Source organism: Fretibacterium sp. OH1220_COT-178 (genome assembly GCF_003860125.1).
In the GTDB taxonomy this organism is placed as follows: Bacteria; Synergistota; Synergistia; order Synergistales; family Aminobacteriaceae; genus CAJPSE01.
In genome coordinates, this window is the sequence record NZ_RQYL01000017.1 from 1 (window position 1) to 15,682 (window position 15,682).

The 15,682-nt window shown below is 56.0% G+C and carries 11 protein-coding genes; 1 reads left to right on the forward strand and 10 read right to left on the reverse strand.

From position 1 onward, the window contains the following. The 8 genes from EII26_RS07765 to EII26_RS07800 all read right to left on the reverse strand — a co-directional run. On the reverse strand, positions 1 to 218 hold a 218-nt coding region (locus tag EII26_RS07765), incomplete at its 3' end, for an ATP-binding cassette domain-containing protein (RefSeq protein ID WP_124888589.1). 435 nt (positions 219 to 653) lie between these two features. Then, positions 654 to 1,667 carry a galactose ABC transporter substrate-binding protein gene (locus EII26_RS07770; protein ID WP_124888590.1) on the reverse strand — a complete coding sequence of 338 codons (1,014 nt, stop codon included), beginning with the start codon at positions 1,665 to 1,667 and terminating at the stop codon, positions 654 to 656. A 182-nt stretch (positions 1,668 to 1,849) separates the two neighbouring features. Then, complete coding sequence (locus EII26_RS07775; protein ID WP_124888591.1) at positions 1,850 to 2,590, reverse strand: hypothetical protein; 741 nt, start codon at positions 2,588 to 2,590, stop codon at positions 1,850 to 1,852. Between the two features lie 225 nt (positions 2,591 to 2,815). After that, entirely contained in the window at positions 2,816 to 4,090 is a 1,275-nt protein-coding gene (locus EII26_RS07780) for a glycerate kinase type-2 family protein (RefSeq protein WP_124888592.1), read from the reverse strand. 396 nt (positions 4,091 to 4,486) lie between these two features. Continuing rightward, positions 4,487 to 5,671: a hypothetical protein gene (locus EII26_RS07785; protein ID WP_124888593.1), complete on the reverse strand. Its 1,185-nt coding sequence runs from the start codon at positions 5,669 to 5,671 to the stop codon at positions 4,487 to 4,489. Further along, entirely contained in the window at positions 5,658 to 11,057 is a 5,400-nt protein-coding gene (locus EII26_RS07790) for a hypothetical protein (RefSeq protein ID WP_124888594.1), read from the reverse strand. The genes EII26_RS07785 and EII26_RS07790 overlap by 14 nt, the downstream gene beginning before the upstream one ends. Positions 11,058 to 11,107: 50 nt before the next feature. Further along, on the reverse strand, positions 11,108 to 12,442 hold the full coding sequence (locus tag EII26_RS07795; protein WP_124888595.1) for an ISNCY family transposase: 1,335 nt from the start codon (positions 12,440 to 12,442) through the stop codon (positions 11,108 to 11,110). A gap of 331 nt (positions 12,443 to 12,773) precedes the next feature. Beyond that, a complete protein-coding gene (locus tag EII26_RS07800; protein ID WP_124888596.1) occupies positions 12,774 to 14,006 on the reverse strand; it encodes a hypothetical protein in 1,233 nt (410 codons plus the stop codon). Between the two features lie 191 nt (positions 14,007 to 14,197). Here EII26_RS07800 and EII26_RS07805 point away from each other — a divergent pair, with 191 nt between their 5' ends. Continuing rightward, complete coding sequence (locus EII26_RS07805) at positions 14,198 to 14,644, forward strand: ASCH domain-containing protein (protein WP_158612203.1); 447 nt, start codon at positions 14,198 to 14,200, stop codon at positions 14,642 to 14,644. A 75-nt stretch (positions 14,645 to 14,719) separates the two neighbouring features. Here EII26_RS07805 and EII26_RS07810 read toward each other — a convergent pair whose 3' ends face one another. Together EII26_RS07810 and EII26_RS07815 are read right to left on the reverse strand one after the other, a co-directional pair. Next, positions 14,720 to 15,214: a metal-dependent hydrolase gene (locus tag EII26_RS07810; RefSeq protein WP_124888598.1), complete on the reverse strand. Its 495-nt coding sequence runs from the start codon at positions 15,212 to 15,214 to the stop codon at positions 14,720 to 14,722. Further along, positions 15,214 to 15,657 carry a TIGR03943 family putative permease subunit gene (locus tag EII26_RS07815; protein WP_124888599.1) on the reverse strand — a complete coding sequence of 148 codons (444 nt, stop codon included), beginning with the start codon at positions 15,655 to 15,657 and terminating at the stop codon, positions 15,214 to 15,216. The genes EII26_RS07810 and EII26_RS07815 overlap by 1 nt, the downstream gene beginning before the upstream one ends. Between the last annotated feature and the right edge of the window lie 25 nt (positions 15,658 to 15,682).

The following is a 15,682-nucleotide window of genomic DNA, read 5'->3' on the forward strand; positions in this document are numbered from 1 at the left end:
GACCGGATGACCACCGGCCTGCCCTCCAGCCGTATCTCTCCGCCGTCGGGCCGGTAGATGCCGAACAGACACTTCATCAGCGTCGACTTACCGGCCCCGTTCTCGCCCATCAGGGCGTGCACGGTCCCCGGACGCACCTTCAGAGAGACCTTGTCCAGTGCGACCACCCCGGGGAACACCTTTGTGATGTCCTTCATCTCGAGAACGTATTCGCTCATTGCCCCATCTCCCTTTTCCGGTTCGACGGCAAATTCGAAAAAACCCGCCGGGATTCGTCCGGCGGGCGCGTTCGGTTGAACGAAGAAGTGCGCAAAAGGACCAGCTTATTCCTTTCCCACAACGGCATTCCGCAGAGTCGCTGCCGGCCGCTTGGCCAAAAGCGAGCGACTTGGCGCATGATGTTCGCCCGCCACCTGCTTCGCTTCGGCATAAGCGCTCGACGCGCCATTCAAGACCTGACGGTCTTGAAGAGGCGGCCGCCTGAGTCGATATGCGGCAACTGATAAAACCTCTAAGCTACCGACACAGCGCACCGCGTTTGGCGGTCGTCTGCTTATGGGCCTCGCTTCGGCATAAGCGCTCGACGCGCCATTCAAGAAGCGACCGACACAGCATCTGCGGGCTTTCAAGCCCGCAGAGAGCTGGTCGTCTGCTTACATAAACTCCTTATAATTCTCGGCCGTCACCTTGACGTAGGGGATCCAGACGTACTTGCCGTCGGTGACCTCGTAGCCGATGGCCTCCTTGTCGATGGCCTTGCCCTGAGCGGCGGCAAAGGCGATCCGCACGGCCGCCCAGCCCTGGTTCTTCGCATCGTTCAGGACCGTGCCCAGCATGGTCCCCTTGCTCATGGCCTCGAGCGCCGGGGCCGTGGCGTCCACCCCCACGACGGGGATGTACTTCTTGGGGTCGCCCATGTTGTACCCCTCGGCCTTCAGGGCCTCGATGGCGCCCAGGGCCATGTCGTCGTTGTTGCCCAGGACCGCCTCGATCTTGTCCAGCCCCACCGCCGCGATGAAGCCCTTCATCTTGTCGGTGCCCTGGACCTTGTCCCAGTTGGCCGTATCGCTGCCCAGCTCCTCGACGTCGAAACCGCCGTCCTTCATGGCCTTGATGGAGTACTCCGTGCGCAGCGTGGCGTCCTGGTGCCCCTGCTCGCCGCGCAGCATGATGTACTGGATCTTGCCGTCCTTGTTCTTGTCCGCATCCGGATTCTTCTTGAAGTAGTCCACAATCAGCTCGCCCGACTGCGTGCCGGACTCCTCCGCCCGCGCACCGACGTACCAGATCTTGTCGTAGGCCTTCATGACCTCCGCGTCCGGCTCGCGGTTGATGAAGACGATCGGCAGCCCCTCGGCCCTGGCCTTCTCCATCAGGGGGCCGGCGGCCGTCCGGTCCACCGGGTTGACGACCAGAGCGGTGACGCCCTTGGTGACGTAGGTGTCCACCTGGTCGTTCTGGACCGGCTGCTTGTTCTGGGAATCCACGATCTCCAGCTCGCCCCCCAGCTTCTCCATCTCCGCCTTCATGTTGTTGCGCACCCCCGTCATGAAGGTGTCGTCGAACTTGTAGATGCAGGCGCCGACCAGAACATCGGAGGCGAAAACAGCCCCCGCGACGCAGAGGATGGACAGGACCGCAACCGAAAACAACAACCCTTTCCTCATGAAATACCCCTCCCTATTCGTTTTTGTCTCGACCCGTAACAACACCCACAAAATTTCCGCCGAAAAACTTCAGCCCGACCGTCCAAACGAGAAAAACGGAATTCGCCGGAACGCTTTATCCCTACCCTCGGCCGGCGACGCCCGCAGACGCGCCAGCCCCCTCCGGAGGCCTAGGCGCCCGATCAATTGCTGCGCGGCCGCGGGATGGGATTGAGGATCACGTCGCCCATCTCCATGGAAGGGCCGGGCTCCCGGTCGGCGCTGACACCGAACTCCTCCGGCAGGCCCACGGGCGATGCCTTGAAGGTCTCGCGCTCCTCCGCCTGCGCCCGGGGGATCCTGAGCTCGGGCGCACTGGCACGACCCCAGCGTTTGAGGGCCGTACTCCGGGCCGAATCCGAAAGGAGCAGAGGGCTCCACCAGAACCGATCCGTGCTCGGCGTGCCGAAGAAGAGCGCGCTCTTGTCCTCGTCCCACCCCTCCGCGATCCTCACACCGAAGGGCCGGGCCCCTTTCCCGGAGGGATCCGGACGCACCGCCGCGAGCCAAGCCAGGGAACCGCCCATCCAGGGAATGCCGCCGGCCCCGTCGTGGACTCCGAGCTCCGAGGCGTTGGCCCTCAGATACTTGCGTGCCGTCGAGTAGGCGGGTACGGGAATGCCCACCCACCAGCTTCCCGAGGACTCGGCGATCCGGACGGAGTCCGGCCAGCCCTCGGGAAGGCTGTCCGCCCGGAGGTAACGCTCCAGGTGGACCGGCTCGGGGAGCCCTTCCGACACGGACCGATGCAGGTTGATCGCCGTCGCGAGCGCGTAGAGCGTTCCCAGCACCCGGTGCACCTCAGGATCGGGCTCGACGCGAACGGCGTGAGCCGGCGCGGCGAGGGAACACAGAAGCAACGCCGCCAATATGCACAAAGCCACAGAGCAGGAGTGTCGCATGGCCGAAGTTCCCCTTTCACAAAACTCGGACGGCCCGGCCGGGTTGCCGGGAAACGGCGCGGAAGACCGCATACGCTTCTTCCGCTCCTCGGCATTCGCCGCAAATCCGTACCGTATTGTTATTTTATCAGTCTTTACATTTTTCCACAAAAAAACCGCGGAACCTGGGGGTTCCGCGGTCCTCGACGGCAGGGAGTCAAAAAACCGTCATCCTTTTCCTTGCCCGCAGAGCACCAGGGTCAGATCGTTGACGTTCGTCCCGGTCGGCCCCGTGACGACCAGTCCGCCCACGGCCTCCAGTGCCGTGTAGGAGTCGTTGTCCGCCAAGGCCCTCTCGATGTCGAACCCCCGCCCCCTCAGCAGTTCGGCCGTGTTCCCGTCCACGATCCCGCCCGCCGCTTCGGTGGGCCCGTCCGTCCCATCGGAGCCGACGGACGCGACGACCGTCCCGGCCAGCCCCGCGATGCCGCGCGCGGCCGAAAGGGCCAGTTCCTGATTGCGCCCGCCCTTGCCCTTTCCGGTCAGACGAACCACCGTCTCCCCGCCCAGAATCAGGGCGCAGGGCGCTGCCGCGGGACGACCCGTCCCATGCACCTCCCGGGCCAGCGAGGCCAGGAACGCTCCGGCCTCCCGGGCCTCGCAGTTCAGGGTCGTGGTGAGGACAAGGGGCGCGTAGCCCCGCTCCTCCGCGGATCTCTCCGCAGCCGCACAGAGGGCGCTCACGCTGCCCGTGACCACGGCCGTGACGTTGTCCAGACGCTTGGGCGTCTCCTGCTCCAGAAGCCCGATCAGACGGGGACGCAGCGAGAGGCCGTACTTGCGCACGATCGCCAGGGTCTCCTCCGCCGTGGAGGCATCCGGCCAGGCGGGCCCGGAGGCGATGCTGTCCAGCCGGTCGCCCAGGACGTCGGAGAGCACCACCGCATGGACGTGTGCGGGGGCGGCCAGATGTGCGAACCGGCCGGCCTTCACGGAGGAGAGACGTTTGCGGACCCGGTTGATCTCCACGATGTCGGCCCCGCAGGCAAGCAGCTGCTCCGTCACGTCGACGAGATCGTCGAGCGACACCCCGTCCAGCGGACGTTCGAAGAGCGCGGACCCGCCGCCCGAGACGAGAAACAGCACGGTATCGTCGGGCCCGAGCTCCCGCACGTGGGCGAGGAGGGCCTCCGTGCCCCTCAGGGTGTTCTCGTCCGGAAGAGGATGCCCGGCCTCGAAGATATCGAGCCCGGCGATGGGCCCCATCGAGTGCCCGTACTTGGTGACGACCGCGCCGCCGGCGAGCTCCGGCCCCAAAAAATCGGCGGCGGCCCTTGCCATCCGCCACGCCGCCTTGCCGATGGCCGCGACGACGATACGGCCCCGGCCCCGTCGCGTCGAGAATTCCCGAGACGCCAGGGCCTCCCTCACGGCGTTCTCGGGCAGCACCCTCCCGATGGCCTCCCGGACGATGTGCATCGCATCCCGACGCAGGGAATCCACGTTTTGCCGTCCTATCTCGTCCCCCTCCTCTCGAAGGCCCCGAGCACACGGGCCATGACCTCCTCCGAGCCGAAGCTCCCCGCCTTGGCCGGGCCAGACCCCGGGTCTATTGGTGCTCGCCCTTCAGGTAGCGATGAAAAGCCTCGTTGCACCACACCCGGTTTGTATGTAAGCAACCCCAAATTATTCTACAGTTTAACAGTAATGTTTTCGACAACCTTATCCTCCGCTACCAGAGTTGGAATGGCCAACATTGTTGCATGAACTGACACAACCGGCACATCTCCTGCATGTAAAATATTCTCGCTAGATTATAAATTCAAGACCATTTTTGTGACCCCAAGCGGCCGCACCCTTTACCGAGTTAATGTGTAAGTTTAAAATGGGTTCCTCGCCTCAATTTTGGTGTCCGTCGAGAAGTTCCTGCACTTCTGCAACTGTACAGCAATTTGCGTGTGCCAGAGTATTGCGACAGCAACGTAAGAAATCGATGCGTTTTCTAAGGCTTTCATCCGGGAGATACAGCATATACATTCGATCTGCTTTTCTTTGGTGAAGCATATAATGCAGCCCACCGAGGTCAAGATCCTCCGGGGTTTCGACTTCTTTCTCGTATTGCTTCATAGGGCACCCCCCGGAGGATAATTCCTTTAAAGCAACATCGATTTCATCGCGTAGCTGCTGGATAACCCCCATGCGTTCAATCTCAATAAGCGGGAAAAGTACCTGCACTTGTGCCGTCCATAGCCTTTTCTTCAGTTCGGCGACATTTCCCTGCCGTGAGCAGGCAAGAATATGAGTGCTCGCAACGTTACTACCTCTGCGCTCAAACTCTGGCATATCCGCGACACACCGTACCCTCTCCAACGGTTCTTCGTGTTTGAAATCCGTGGTGCCGATCAACCTTTCAGAAACTTCGGCATCCATTCCGCACAGGAGGGCGGCAACATTTGCAATATACTTTTTCCAGTTGTCGCCATAAGGAAATCGTCCGTCCGGATCATCCAGGACAAAACTGTTAAAAAGCTGCAAATCGTAGCCGCCAACGTAATCGCTGAATTTAATACTTTTCAATTGTTTTCTGTTGGGAACAAAAACGTTATCCTTTACCTCCAGCACAAAAAGACCATCTTCAACGGAATGTACTGTATATTTGCTACAGAACTCTATCCACTTTGAAGCACGGTTACCATCAAGCCCCTTAACCCACACGACACAATTTTGAAGGGCCCTATTCTGGACAAGGTAATCCTGGATTGTGACTCCGGCACTCTCACGATACCCGTTTCGTACGGTAGGGTCACGAACAATATTCTCCAGAAGGTACCTGCCGGGTTCCCTATCTCTGGAACATTCTTCGTCATCGTCCAGAAACTGAATGAGTGTATTTGTTGAATTGGCGTGTTGTTTAAATTCCGATTCAGAAATTTGACGCATGGAGTGGCGCCACGGCAAATCTTCCGGAACCGTCAGCACGACCGTGTTTTTATCAAGCAATGCATCTACTGTCTTCAATATGACCGTATGGGGTCCCGTAATACTGTTCCACCAGAAATTTGCCCACTGATCACTTGTCATCATGAGAGACCTCTGCTTTGTTGTTGTCACGAATGTCCTTCTCAATGCTTTCTATGCTGGCTCCTACATAATCGATGAAAGCATGACGCCGCATACGATACGCGACAGACGGGTTGGAATCTTGCCTGGGTTTACTTAAAATCCCCATATCAACCATTTCGTCCAGAAGTACTGTCTGCTCTGAAGAACTTTTTTCCTTCAGGCAATGGATATCATAGGAAGTCACGACCTGTTTGATGTCATCAACCGTAAACCCAAGGCGGCGTTCGCCAGCATAATAGTAATGCAATAAAACGATGCAACGGGCAAGCATGGAATAATGTTCGTCGAGGTCAAGTGACCACTGAAACTTATCACGGATGCTCCTGTTTAAATCCGCAGAGTTCATAATGGAGCCAAGTTGAGCCTCCTTGAGAGGGAATGGCGGGTTGTTGTTGACGTTATAATATTTTTCGTAGTCATCCATGAATGTCTGTACAAGGGTATAGCCGAAGAACTGGAGAATTCCTGGATAGTAATTTGTGTTTGTAAGGATGGTTTCCAGGTGCGGATTTTCAATCTGGAACCCGAGATAGCGCAGCGGCCTTGACAGCAGTTGTATGGCATCGATTGGAGAAAGCGGCTTGATGCAAAGCGAACTCCCTAACTGCCCAAATATACCATTGAGCGCCGTGGCATTTTTAGCGCGACAAACATTATGGAGCCCGGCCAGCACGAATTTGAAGTTATTTTTTGTAACACGTTTTAATTCAATCAATGGCTGCAGAGGGGCATATTTAACCTTACTGATGGCCTCCAGAAAGTTGTCAGCCTCATCTATAAGGAGCAGCATTGATGCAATCTTGTGTTTACGGAACATCGCGCCAATCTGGTCGCATAACCCCTTCAATGTATTGCACGAGGTGAAAGACAACCCCGTTTTTCCCGTAATGTCGCCACAGAGTTTTTCCACAAGCGGTCCTTCCTGCTTGTAATCCTTGATATCGCTGAACACCGCATAAGCCTGATTTTCAGGGGCATGGAAACGGCTTTCAGCACGCTGGAGCAGGGCTGTCTTGCCAAGCTGGCGACCGCCATAAACCACGCAAGCCCCTGTTGGCTGCAGGATTGAGGCAAGTTCACTGCGGCGTCCAAAGAACATCTCCTCTGCCACTGCCCCACCGTCACGCAAAAACGGCTGGTATGTTGTGTATGGCAACGTACACTTAAGCATGGAAGGAAGGCGTTCGGCAGACTGGTGCATAGCAAGATACAGTACAAGCACCCGGTCAATCAACAAAAACGGGCGCTGCCACGATGTCTGTGTATGGAACGTCTCAGCCACCTGTCTGCGCTCCGCCTTATCGAGGAAATGGTCGATAAGGACGATAACAGGCCCACTGGGGTTCTTCATAGAAGCTAGAATCTCTATGATCTCCCTGGCAGGATGCTTCCCGTACAATACGAGAACAGAAAGCGGCGACTTCATCTGTGTTCCGAAAGCAGCAATAGGATGGTTATAATCCGTCCGATTTGCGTCTACCTTTGTTACAAGAAGGCTATATTGCTCTTCCTTCGTACCTGATATTTTTTTGATTCCATTCACTGTAAAACCTAGAGATGAAAAGAATGCCCTGAGCTGACTGTCCGTACCCGCAATATCCTTGCTTACAGGCCAGTTCTCAAGAAAGGTCTGACTGTCATCCCTCAACCTGCTGGTCCAATCGCCGGATGTTGTTTTCGCCTTCATGGCCTGAATAACATAGTCTACTCCAAATTTTTTCAGCGGTTTCCCCGTGTTGCGACGACATGTGTTATAAATAGGCTCGAAGCTTTCATCGGAAAGGAATTCAGACAATCCCTCGCCGCTATCCTGCGTTGCCGTCAATTCATCCTCCGAAAACTGCGTCTCACCGTTATCAAAGCGATTGATATACTCCTCAGCAACAGTAAAGTTTTTGTCCTGCTCCAGCAGCCTTTCAGCCTCTTCCAGAAGCAATGATGTTCCATCTGCATGCAATCTGGCCCTGCGTTCCGACAGATCTTTACGCAGCTCGGACTGCCGTTGCGCAGTAAAATCCTCAATTTGCTGTCCCAGGGCATGCAGAAACTGCCCCCAGCAGCCAAAATCTCTGGGCTCGTCCACATCCTGCTCAGGGGTTGGGAAGAAGTTCTCTCTGTACATTTCCAGGATGTCAAACAGGTTTTCCTTGGAGTCCTCATCAATGCGATAAAAGGTGTAATCCAGTTCAAGGCGATCCTTGAATTCTTTTGTCCTGATTTCCGCCGTTTTTCGGGCACTGATTATGTCCTGTCTGGAGACAGTATGTCCCGGACCGCTCAGATAGTTTTCAATCATCAACAGTTGATGCAGATTATCCTGCATGGAAGAGCCCCGTCTGAACACCTCATCCCTTGCTTCTTTCAGGCTGAGGACCGGCGCGGTGATATGGCGCAACACATTGCGCCAAGGTTCATAGTATTTAACATCGCACAACGACTCGTCCATGACGGGAATACCATCATCGTCCAGAGAAATGATCCCTGTGGACAATAAATCCGCAAAGGGCAAGGTCTCCTCACGATCACCCTGCAGGCGCCGCCGCATAAGATCAAGCATACGGAGCAGAATACACGGTTCGTCTGATCTATACATTGGCGTGAGGTCAGCAGTTAGCTCATTGAGGACACTCAGAATCTCCGTCCTCAGGTTGTAGATTCTGCCGGTATTGTAATGACGGTTCTCTACATCTTCGATTTCGCACCATGTTTTCATAAGTCTCAGACGCCTGTAAAAGGCGTTCAAGATTTGCTGCTTTGCAACGTATTGTAAAGATGTAAGCCTGATCATATTGTTTCCCAGTCTGGTCCTGGCCCATTCCTGATCAAGTTTTTGATCAATTTTTTGTTCTGACAGCTCAAGCGAAGAATCCTCACCCTCATCGCAATACTCAGCAAGGACACTTTTAACAAGCTCTTTTTCGCTTCTGCGGTTTTCGTGTATGATCTCTAAGCAGGTATAAAGATCGCTGCTGTGGCCAAAACAGGCGCTGCACATTTCGGGCAGGCCATTGATTTTAATTCCAACAGCCGTTTTTCTGTGATGCATCAGTGTCTCTGCCTCGGATTGCAGCCTCTCCACAAATGCAGTGCTCTCTGCCTTGTCCCCCAAAAGGCTTAGTACAGTATCTGTAAAACCATCCGCAACTGTATCTTTGACATTACAAAGTGTGTTGAAAAGAGACTTAAGCGCTGGGTAGGACGGGAAAACAGAGTCATAATCTGACAGCAATTGATCCGCCTGGGACCATAACGTGTAATCACGCGTCTGATTGGGGAACAAAAGTCCATACAGATAAGCAGAAAGCATCATACTTTCTGTCTTATTCATGGGGGTGGGGAATGCGTTAAGCAAGTTTATCCCCGTATAATCGACATTGTCCAACGGCAGATTTGTCGCCAGCAAAAGCTGCTGGTAAAGTTTTTTGCTCTTGGGGTAGTTTTTCTCAAACGAAGCCGCCTTGGCGAGAAGGATTGCCCTGGTTATTCCACGATAGTTGACCTCGGATTCAGGTTCATTCCCCGCGCTTTTTAGCAGTGCGAAGATTAACTCCTCCATAAGATCATCGTCAGGAAGAACTTGGGCATCCAGGATAATCTGTGATGCCTTTACTACATCACCATTTCCCAGGGCATCATAGATCGTCTCAAGAGTTGTTGCCTCCCCTTCTGGGGCCTCCTGCCTTTTTTCCGGACTTTCCAGAGCAGCAGGTTCTCCGGTCGAACTAACGTCGGTAGCAGGTTCTTCTGCCTTTTTTGTTTGTCCAGGCATTTTGTTGACAGCGTCAGTAATGTTATCGGGTTCAACCGCATTTGCGACATCAGAAACTGTATCACAGCATCGGGTCAATTTACCATGATTGAAGATGAAGCATTCACGGTTTTTGTAGAAGCTGTCGTTTACTTCCTCCAGAGTATCCGCTATGATCAGGATATTCTCCGCACTGTCTTTAGCATCGCAGACAGACTCAATTATCTGACAGCTGAAGTTTTCCCCTTCCCAGGGGACAACGACGGAGAAATGATTCTCTTTCCATGATATTGAAGCAGTAATCTTGTTGTATTCCTCCCTGGACAGCTGTTCCTTCATCCCATGCAAGTAATTTAACAGCAAATTGTTCTGGCTGACAGCAGAATTTAAGGTATTCTTTTCGATGGTATCACCGCCATGCAGTGGATGATGGCCTAAAGGCAGTGCCCAAAAACTCCTCCCAGACTTACTCAACTTAAGGTTGACGATTGTACTTTTTGCCAGACATCTATGTCCATAGTGTGTCAGACAATAAACGTCCCGCTCCGGTTGCTGAGCATCCGTTTCATAAGCAACAAGGCAGTTCTTTGCGATTAACTCGTCCAATGTGTTTTTGATCGAAATTTTAATTTTAGTCGCGCTAATATCAGGCTTATCTGCTGGATCATCCAGAAAGTCGAGTGCAATTCCAACTTCATAAATCTGATCGACGGTTAATGCACCAAGGTGTGTAAAAAACGGTAGGATAAAGTGAGCCTTATGGTATATTCGCGCTACATTAGAAACATCACCTGTAAAGGATTTCGCGCTGAGGGTCAGTCCATCTTTTACTTTTGTTTTGGCGTGAAACAGTTCCTTCGAAGAGTTCTCATCCGTAATTGCGATTTCAGGTTCTTTTTCCAGAGTCTTAGGATGAAGCCTGCCTTCGTTTGGAGTGGAGTTTCTACCCACATTTTCGTTTATAGTCTGAGAACTGACCGGTTCTGCTGACGTTCCATCAGGAATATAATATTGCCCCATGGCAAGGCCAATTTGCACAACTTGAGGGTAAATGCTCCCGGCCTTCTCAAGAAGCCTAAATTTTTCTTCGGACTGAAGGTTTTTCTCATCAAGGATTTTAAGGAAAATCCTGTGGCCATCTGACGTTTCAACAACTTCTGGGGAAATGGCAGAATAATTGTTTTTGAGCTGTTGAAGCATTTGGGAGGCTTTTTCCTGATAGGGAGCAAGTGCTTGTGAACACTCAGCCATCAATGATCTGACATCAACGAAGCGTTGAAGAACGGTTTCTATCTCCCGCAGCTGTGCTTTGATCTGCTGAAGTTTGCTTGCATCGACGGCCTGTACGCACTCACTGATGGAGCACCCCTCAGTTGGAAGTTCCCCATCAGCGACCATAGATTGTGTCAATGAATAGACGGCGTCATATTGCTCTTGCAGCCTCTCCATTGCTGCATCAAATTCCGAGATGCTCTTCTGATCAGGGACACGTCCATCCTCCAGCAGGTTGAGTATATTGGATAACTGTTCCTTCACTCCATCTGCCATTCTATAAAACTCAGCTACAACATGGCCAAATTCTGCAGATTGCATCACCATTCCCACCTTTCCTGAATATCACGCCGCATTCTATGTAAGAAAGTCAAGGGTTATTTACAAATTCTGTCAATAGCCAGAGAAAAAGTCACCTTTGGTTCCCCCAGTTCCGAGATAGGGAGAGAGTTTTTCCTGAAAGAGCGCTTCCAGGGGTGGTCGGGGGCAGGTTTGTGAGCGTTCACAAGCCTCGCCCCTTTGTCCTTCGCGGTTTTGTTCGAGGCGGCGGGCTTCGGCCTTTCGACCTCCTTCATCTCGATGCGCCGGCCCTTGCAAACGGCCCATATCCTTCCCGAGAGAGTCTCCCTGACCTCCACGGAAGCGTGGGCCATAGAGCCCTTCTCAGGGGTACTGGGGGCATAGGTTCGTCCCCTGTAGGAAAAGCTTCCGCCCCCATCTGTTTTACGCGTTTGGCGTCGAGCGAAGAGGAAATCGGCATCGACCCTCTCCACAGGCTTCACGTAGGCGGTCTCCTGTTCTGCGGGCAGAACGGCAAACTTCCTGTTGTGTTTTGCGATGAGCTTGGGCAGGACCTTGTTGGCTTCATCTATGTCTTTGATGCCAAGGAGTCTCAGTTCCCCGGTCAGCCTGTCCTGCAAGGTGTTCCACAGGCGCTCGATGCGCCCCTTTGCCTCCGGGGTGAGTGCAAAGATCTGATCTATGCCAAGGTCCTTCAACCCCTGTGCGAAGTTGCTCAAGGAGCGTTCTTCGCCCTCTTCTTCGGAGGATTTCTGAGGGGAACGGAAGATCGTGTGCCTGTCGCTGTAAATCTCCATGGGCAGACCATACCGTTCCCGTCCGATGCTCAGAGCGGCGACATATCCTGCGGTGCTCTCGTTCTTGGTGAACCAGGCGCCAACGACCCGTCCTGTGGCGTCATCGATGTAGGCGTGGAGGGCAGCATAGCCCTTCCCCTTGCCGAACCACTCGAACCTGGAAGCGTCGGTCTGCCAGAGCATGCCTGCAGCCTGTTTTCGTGGCCGAGGTCGATGAAGTTTTGCTTTGCGCCTGACGCTTTTCTTGCTTGTGAATCCCTCGGCGCTCAGAATGCGCACGACGCTCGAACGGCTTAAGTCTATCCCTTCGACCTCCTTCAGGCTGTCGGTGAAATGGGAGAAATTGAAGTCATGATACTTTTCCCGGTATAGACCGAGCACTTTGAGTCGGATGTGCTCTCCAATCCTGTGCAGGGGATGTCTGCCTCTGTTCCCGTGAATGATGCCCGCTTCCCCCTGGTCCAGGTACTTTTTCCTAAGTCTGATGATCTGCCTCCGACAGAGCTTTAAGGCCTCCGCCGCCTCCTGGTTGGTCATCATCCCGTTGACCACCATCTCCAAGACCTTGATGCGCTTGATATCTTTTTGTGACAAAGTCACTCTCTCCTGCTCCATGCCGATATTATCCAAAAGACCTACCGCGGCAGAGGGGGGGCCTTTTCACTGAACACTTATAGGTTGACATCATTGAACAACGACGGGACAATGCCTGATTCAGGCCGCGTATCACAAAGCTCTTATCCAAGCTCTCACTGACCTCGTAATCCACTATACAGCGACTGTACCATACGGGCAAACGTACTCCGCATGAAGCCTCTTACTCAAGTTGGGCTTGGGATAAAGCGCAGCAATACTCATCATTCGCAGCAGGCGACGGACTCGTTTGCCATTAAGCCTCGGCACACCGCTGTTCCGGGGGTACTCCGTCAGCTTGCGATACCAAGACCTATTGGTGCTCGCCCTTCAGGTAGCGATGAAAAGCCTCGTTGCACCACAGGGGCCGCACCGCAATCTCCAGGGAGGGGTCGAGCGCCAAAAAGGCCTTGCGGAAGCGCCGTTCCTCCTCTTTGAGGACGAAGGCATGAATGCGATAGCCGCCCCCCGCCTGGGAGCGCACGACGTTCTCCACCACCTCGCGGTAGCCGTCGCCCATGGGCGTGCGCGACGTGTAGAGCGGCTGCCACCAGGCGCCGTGGAGCAGCCCCTTGCCGTCGGGGTTCGCATCGCTCTTCTTGGCGTAGGTCCGGACGAGGGCGTCGAACGCGTCCTTCTCCTTAACGGACCGGAACTCCAGCTTCAGGTCGTACTCCAGGGCGCTGGCGAGGTAGAGGTCCTCCCGCACCTTGTCGACCCTGTAGTAGCGCGAGGGCTCCGGCACGGGGCCCCACTCCAGAAGGTAGCGATAGGACGACGTCTTGGGCTCCAGCGCCACCTTCGCGACAAGGCCCTTTCCGTTCAGGAGGGCGATGAGCTGTTTGGCGTGCCGGATGTCGCTGTGCCCGTACTGCAGGGTGTAGGGGGAGGCGAAACGGACGTCGTAGACATCCGATTTGATGTTGTAGCCGGTCGAGGCCCCCTCGGCGATGGCCCGCACCCCCAGGGTGAAGAGCCCCCCTCCGTCGAAGAGCCGGAAGGAGTCCCAGGCCGACTGGATCCGGCCGTAGATGTCGGGGTCGTCCGACCGGCCCAGGGCACGGGCCCCTCCGTCCGCAAGCTCGATCACGCGATAGAGCAGACGCGCCGCCTCGCGGGAGCTGACGGCCGTCCCGGACGTCCAGGCCTTCTCGTCCCCGACCCAACCGAGGTTTTTCGCCACGACGAGATTTCGGGCGTCCGGCTCCTCCAGCCGGCCCGAAAGCCGTTTGACCTCCTGGGGGGTGACCGTATGGACGAGTTCCGCCACACCGCCCGCCTTCAGGGCGAGGTCCAACAGGGTCAGGTTCCGCGTCGGGCGCTTCGCCCCCTCGGCCCCAAGGTCCTTGGCCATCCGGGCCAGATGCTCCTCGACCGACGCAAGGCCAAGGGCCTCCGCTTTCAGATCGGTGTATTCCGACAGGTAGGCCCTCTCGGGGCCCCAGTCGCCCTTCGCGGCAGCGGTCCCCGACCCCACGAACGACACCGCCAGCACAAGCAGGGCCAGTCTCAAGACTTCCAGTCGCCTTCCGAATCCACTCCTCATTCTGGAACATCCTCCTTTTGATTTACGAGTCCCGAGCCTTAAGGGCTTCACACCCCAACAGCTTCGTGTTTCAATCATGATTATAAAACGTCGGGCGTTTCCTGCAACGGATCATGGAGGTTGGGAAAACGTTCGGGACACCCAAGAGGTTCGGCCAGGGGCCCTGCCCCGGAAGAGGAGGCACGCCGTTCATGAAGGCACTTTCTGTGAAACAGCCCTTTGCGGAGTTCATCGCGACGGGCGAGAAGATTCTGGAGTTGTGGACATGGAAGACCGACTATCGCGGTCCACTTTTGATCTGTGCGAGTTCACAGGGTAATTTGTCGTTGGGACGCGGCGCGACCAAAGAGGAGCGCGAGGAGTTCGAACGCGAGTTTCCCAACGGCGTGGCCGTATGCGTGGTGGACCTGACCGAAATTGAACCGTACCCCTCCAGAACGGAGGCTCCGGAGGAGGCGCTCAAATTCGCGGAATGCGTCGGGGAGAGACAATTCTGCGCAATTCTGGGAGAGGACTTCGATCTGGCCTCGTTTGAGTACGAGGGGTATGCGTGGCTCCTGACCAACCCGCGGCGCGTGCCGAAACCCTTCCCCGTGAAGGGAAAACTGCACCTCTTCAACGTGGAGTACGAGGAATAGACGCGCTGGGCCCCCAACCGGGAAGGGCTCCATGCCCGCTAAAAGCCCACGGCCCAGGGAAGCATATCTCCCCCCCTACAGCACGACCCCCCGGCTCAGCCACGCCCCCAGCGCCGACAGGGTCACGAAGGCGACGAAGAACCACTCGCCCCGGCTCATCTCCCCGCGGCGTGGGGACATCTCGAAGAGCCGAAGGCCGAACTTTTTTCTCCAGGGGACGAACAGCGGCACCTTGCCGCAGCAGGCATCGCCCAGCACATGCAGGAGGCAGCCCAGGAACCAGAAGGCGGCGCAGCCCCAGACCGCCTCCGCTCTCGCGCCGACGAGCCCGGAAAGGGTGGGCACCCTCCCCCCGGCCCCCACGAAAAAACAGAACAGAAAGCCCGCCAGCCAGGGGACGAACCAGTGCGAGCTCCTGCGGTGGTGCCGGTTGCGCCCGCTCCCCCAGATCAGGTACTCGACCGTATCCGGAAAGGCCCCGCCCAGCAGGCCGAAGAGGGCGGCGGGCACCGAACGCGTCAGGGCCCCCAGGACCATGAAGTTCAGAACGCGGTGGCCGGGGCCCGTCATCACATGGCGACCTTCTGCTTGCCGCGCTTCGCCGGCTTTTCGAGCTCCCGAACCTCCAGATAGGGGTACTCCTCCCCGCTCTCGAGCTTGCGGTTCCGCAGCACTCCGGTCACGCGCACCCAGGTGTCCTCGGGCGGAATCTCGTTCCAGATGCAGGCGAAGCCGATGGGCACGTCGTCCGGCCCGCAGCAGGTGGCGATGCGCACGACGGCGAACTTCTCGGGCCCCTCGCCGAAGTCCTCCTCCGAGATGGGCAGGACGAATCCCTCGTACCGGAGCGTCTTGCCCTCGTAGTCGCTCATGTTCATGAAGATGTCCGTGATCATCCCCACGAAGAAGTTTTCGCGGATCACGTAATCCGGCTTGCCGTCCGCAGCTGCGGACGCGGTTGCGGCGACGAAGAAAAGGGACAGGGACCAAAGCGCGGCGCACATCCGCTTCATGGTTGCAGTCGACACCCCCTTTCCG

Excerpts from the sequence above, each read along its gene's own strand:
- EII26_RS07770 (WP_124888590.1), bottom strand. The coding sequence starts at position 1,667 with ATGAGGAAAGGGTTGTTGTTTTCGGTTGCGGTCCTGTCCATCCTCTGC.
- EII26_RS07785 (WP_124888593.1), bottom strand. The coding sequence starts at position 5,671 with ATGATGACAAGTGATCAGTGGGCAAATTTCTGGTGGAACAGTATTACG.
- EII26_RS07790 (WP_124888594.1), bottom strand. The coding sequence starts at position 11,057 with ATGGTGATGCAATCTGCAGAATTTGGCCATGTTGTAGCTGAGTTTTAT.
- EII26_RS07795 (WP_124888595.1), bottom strand. The coding sequence starts at position 12,442 with ATGGAGCAGGAGAGAGTGACTTTGTCACAAAAAGATATCAAGCGCATC.
- EII26_RS07800 (WP_124888596.1), bottom strand. The coding sequence starts at position 14,006 with ATGAGGAGTGGATTCGGAAGGCGACTGGAAGTCTTGAGACTGGCCCTG.
- EII26_RS07805 (WP_158612203.1), top strand. The coding sequence starts at position 14,198 with ATGAAGGCACTTTCTGTGAAACAGCCCTTTGCGGAGTTCATCGCGACG.
- EII26_RS07810 (WP_124888598.1), bottom strand. The coding sequence starts at position 15,214 with ATGACGGGCCCCGGCCACCGCGTTCTGAACTTCATGGTCCTGGGGGCC.
- EII26_RS07815 (WP_124888599.1), bottom strand. The coding sequence starts at position 15,657 with ATGAAGCGGATGTGCGCCGCGCTTTGGTCCCTGTCCCTTTTCTTCGTC.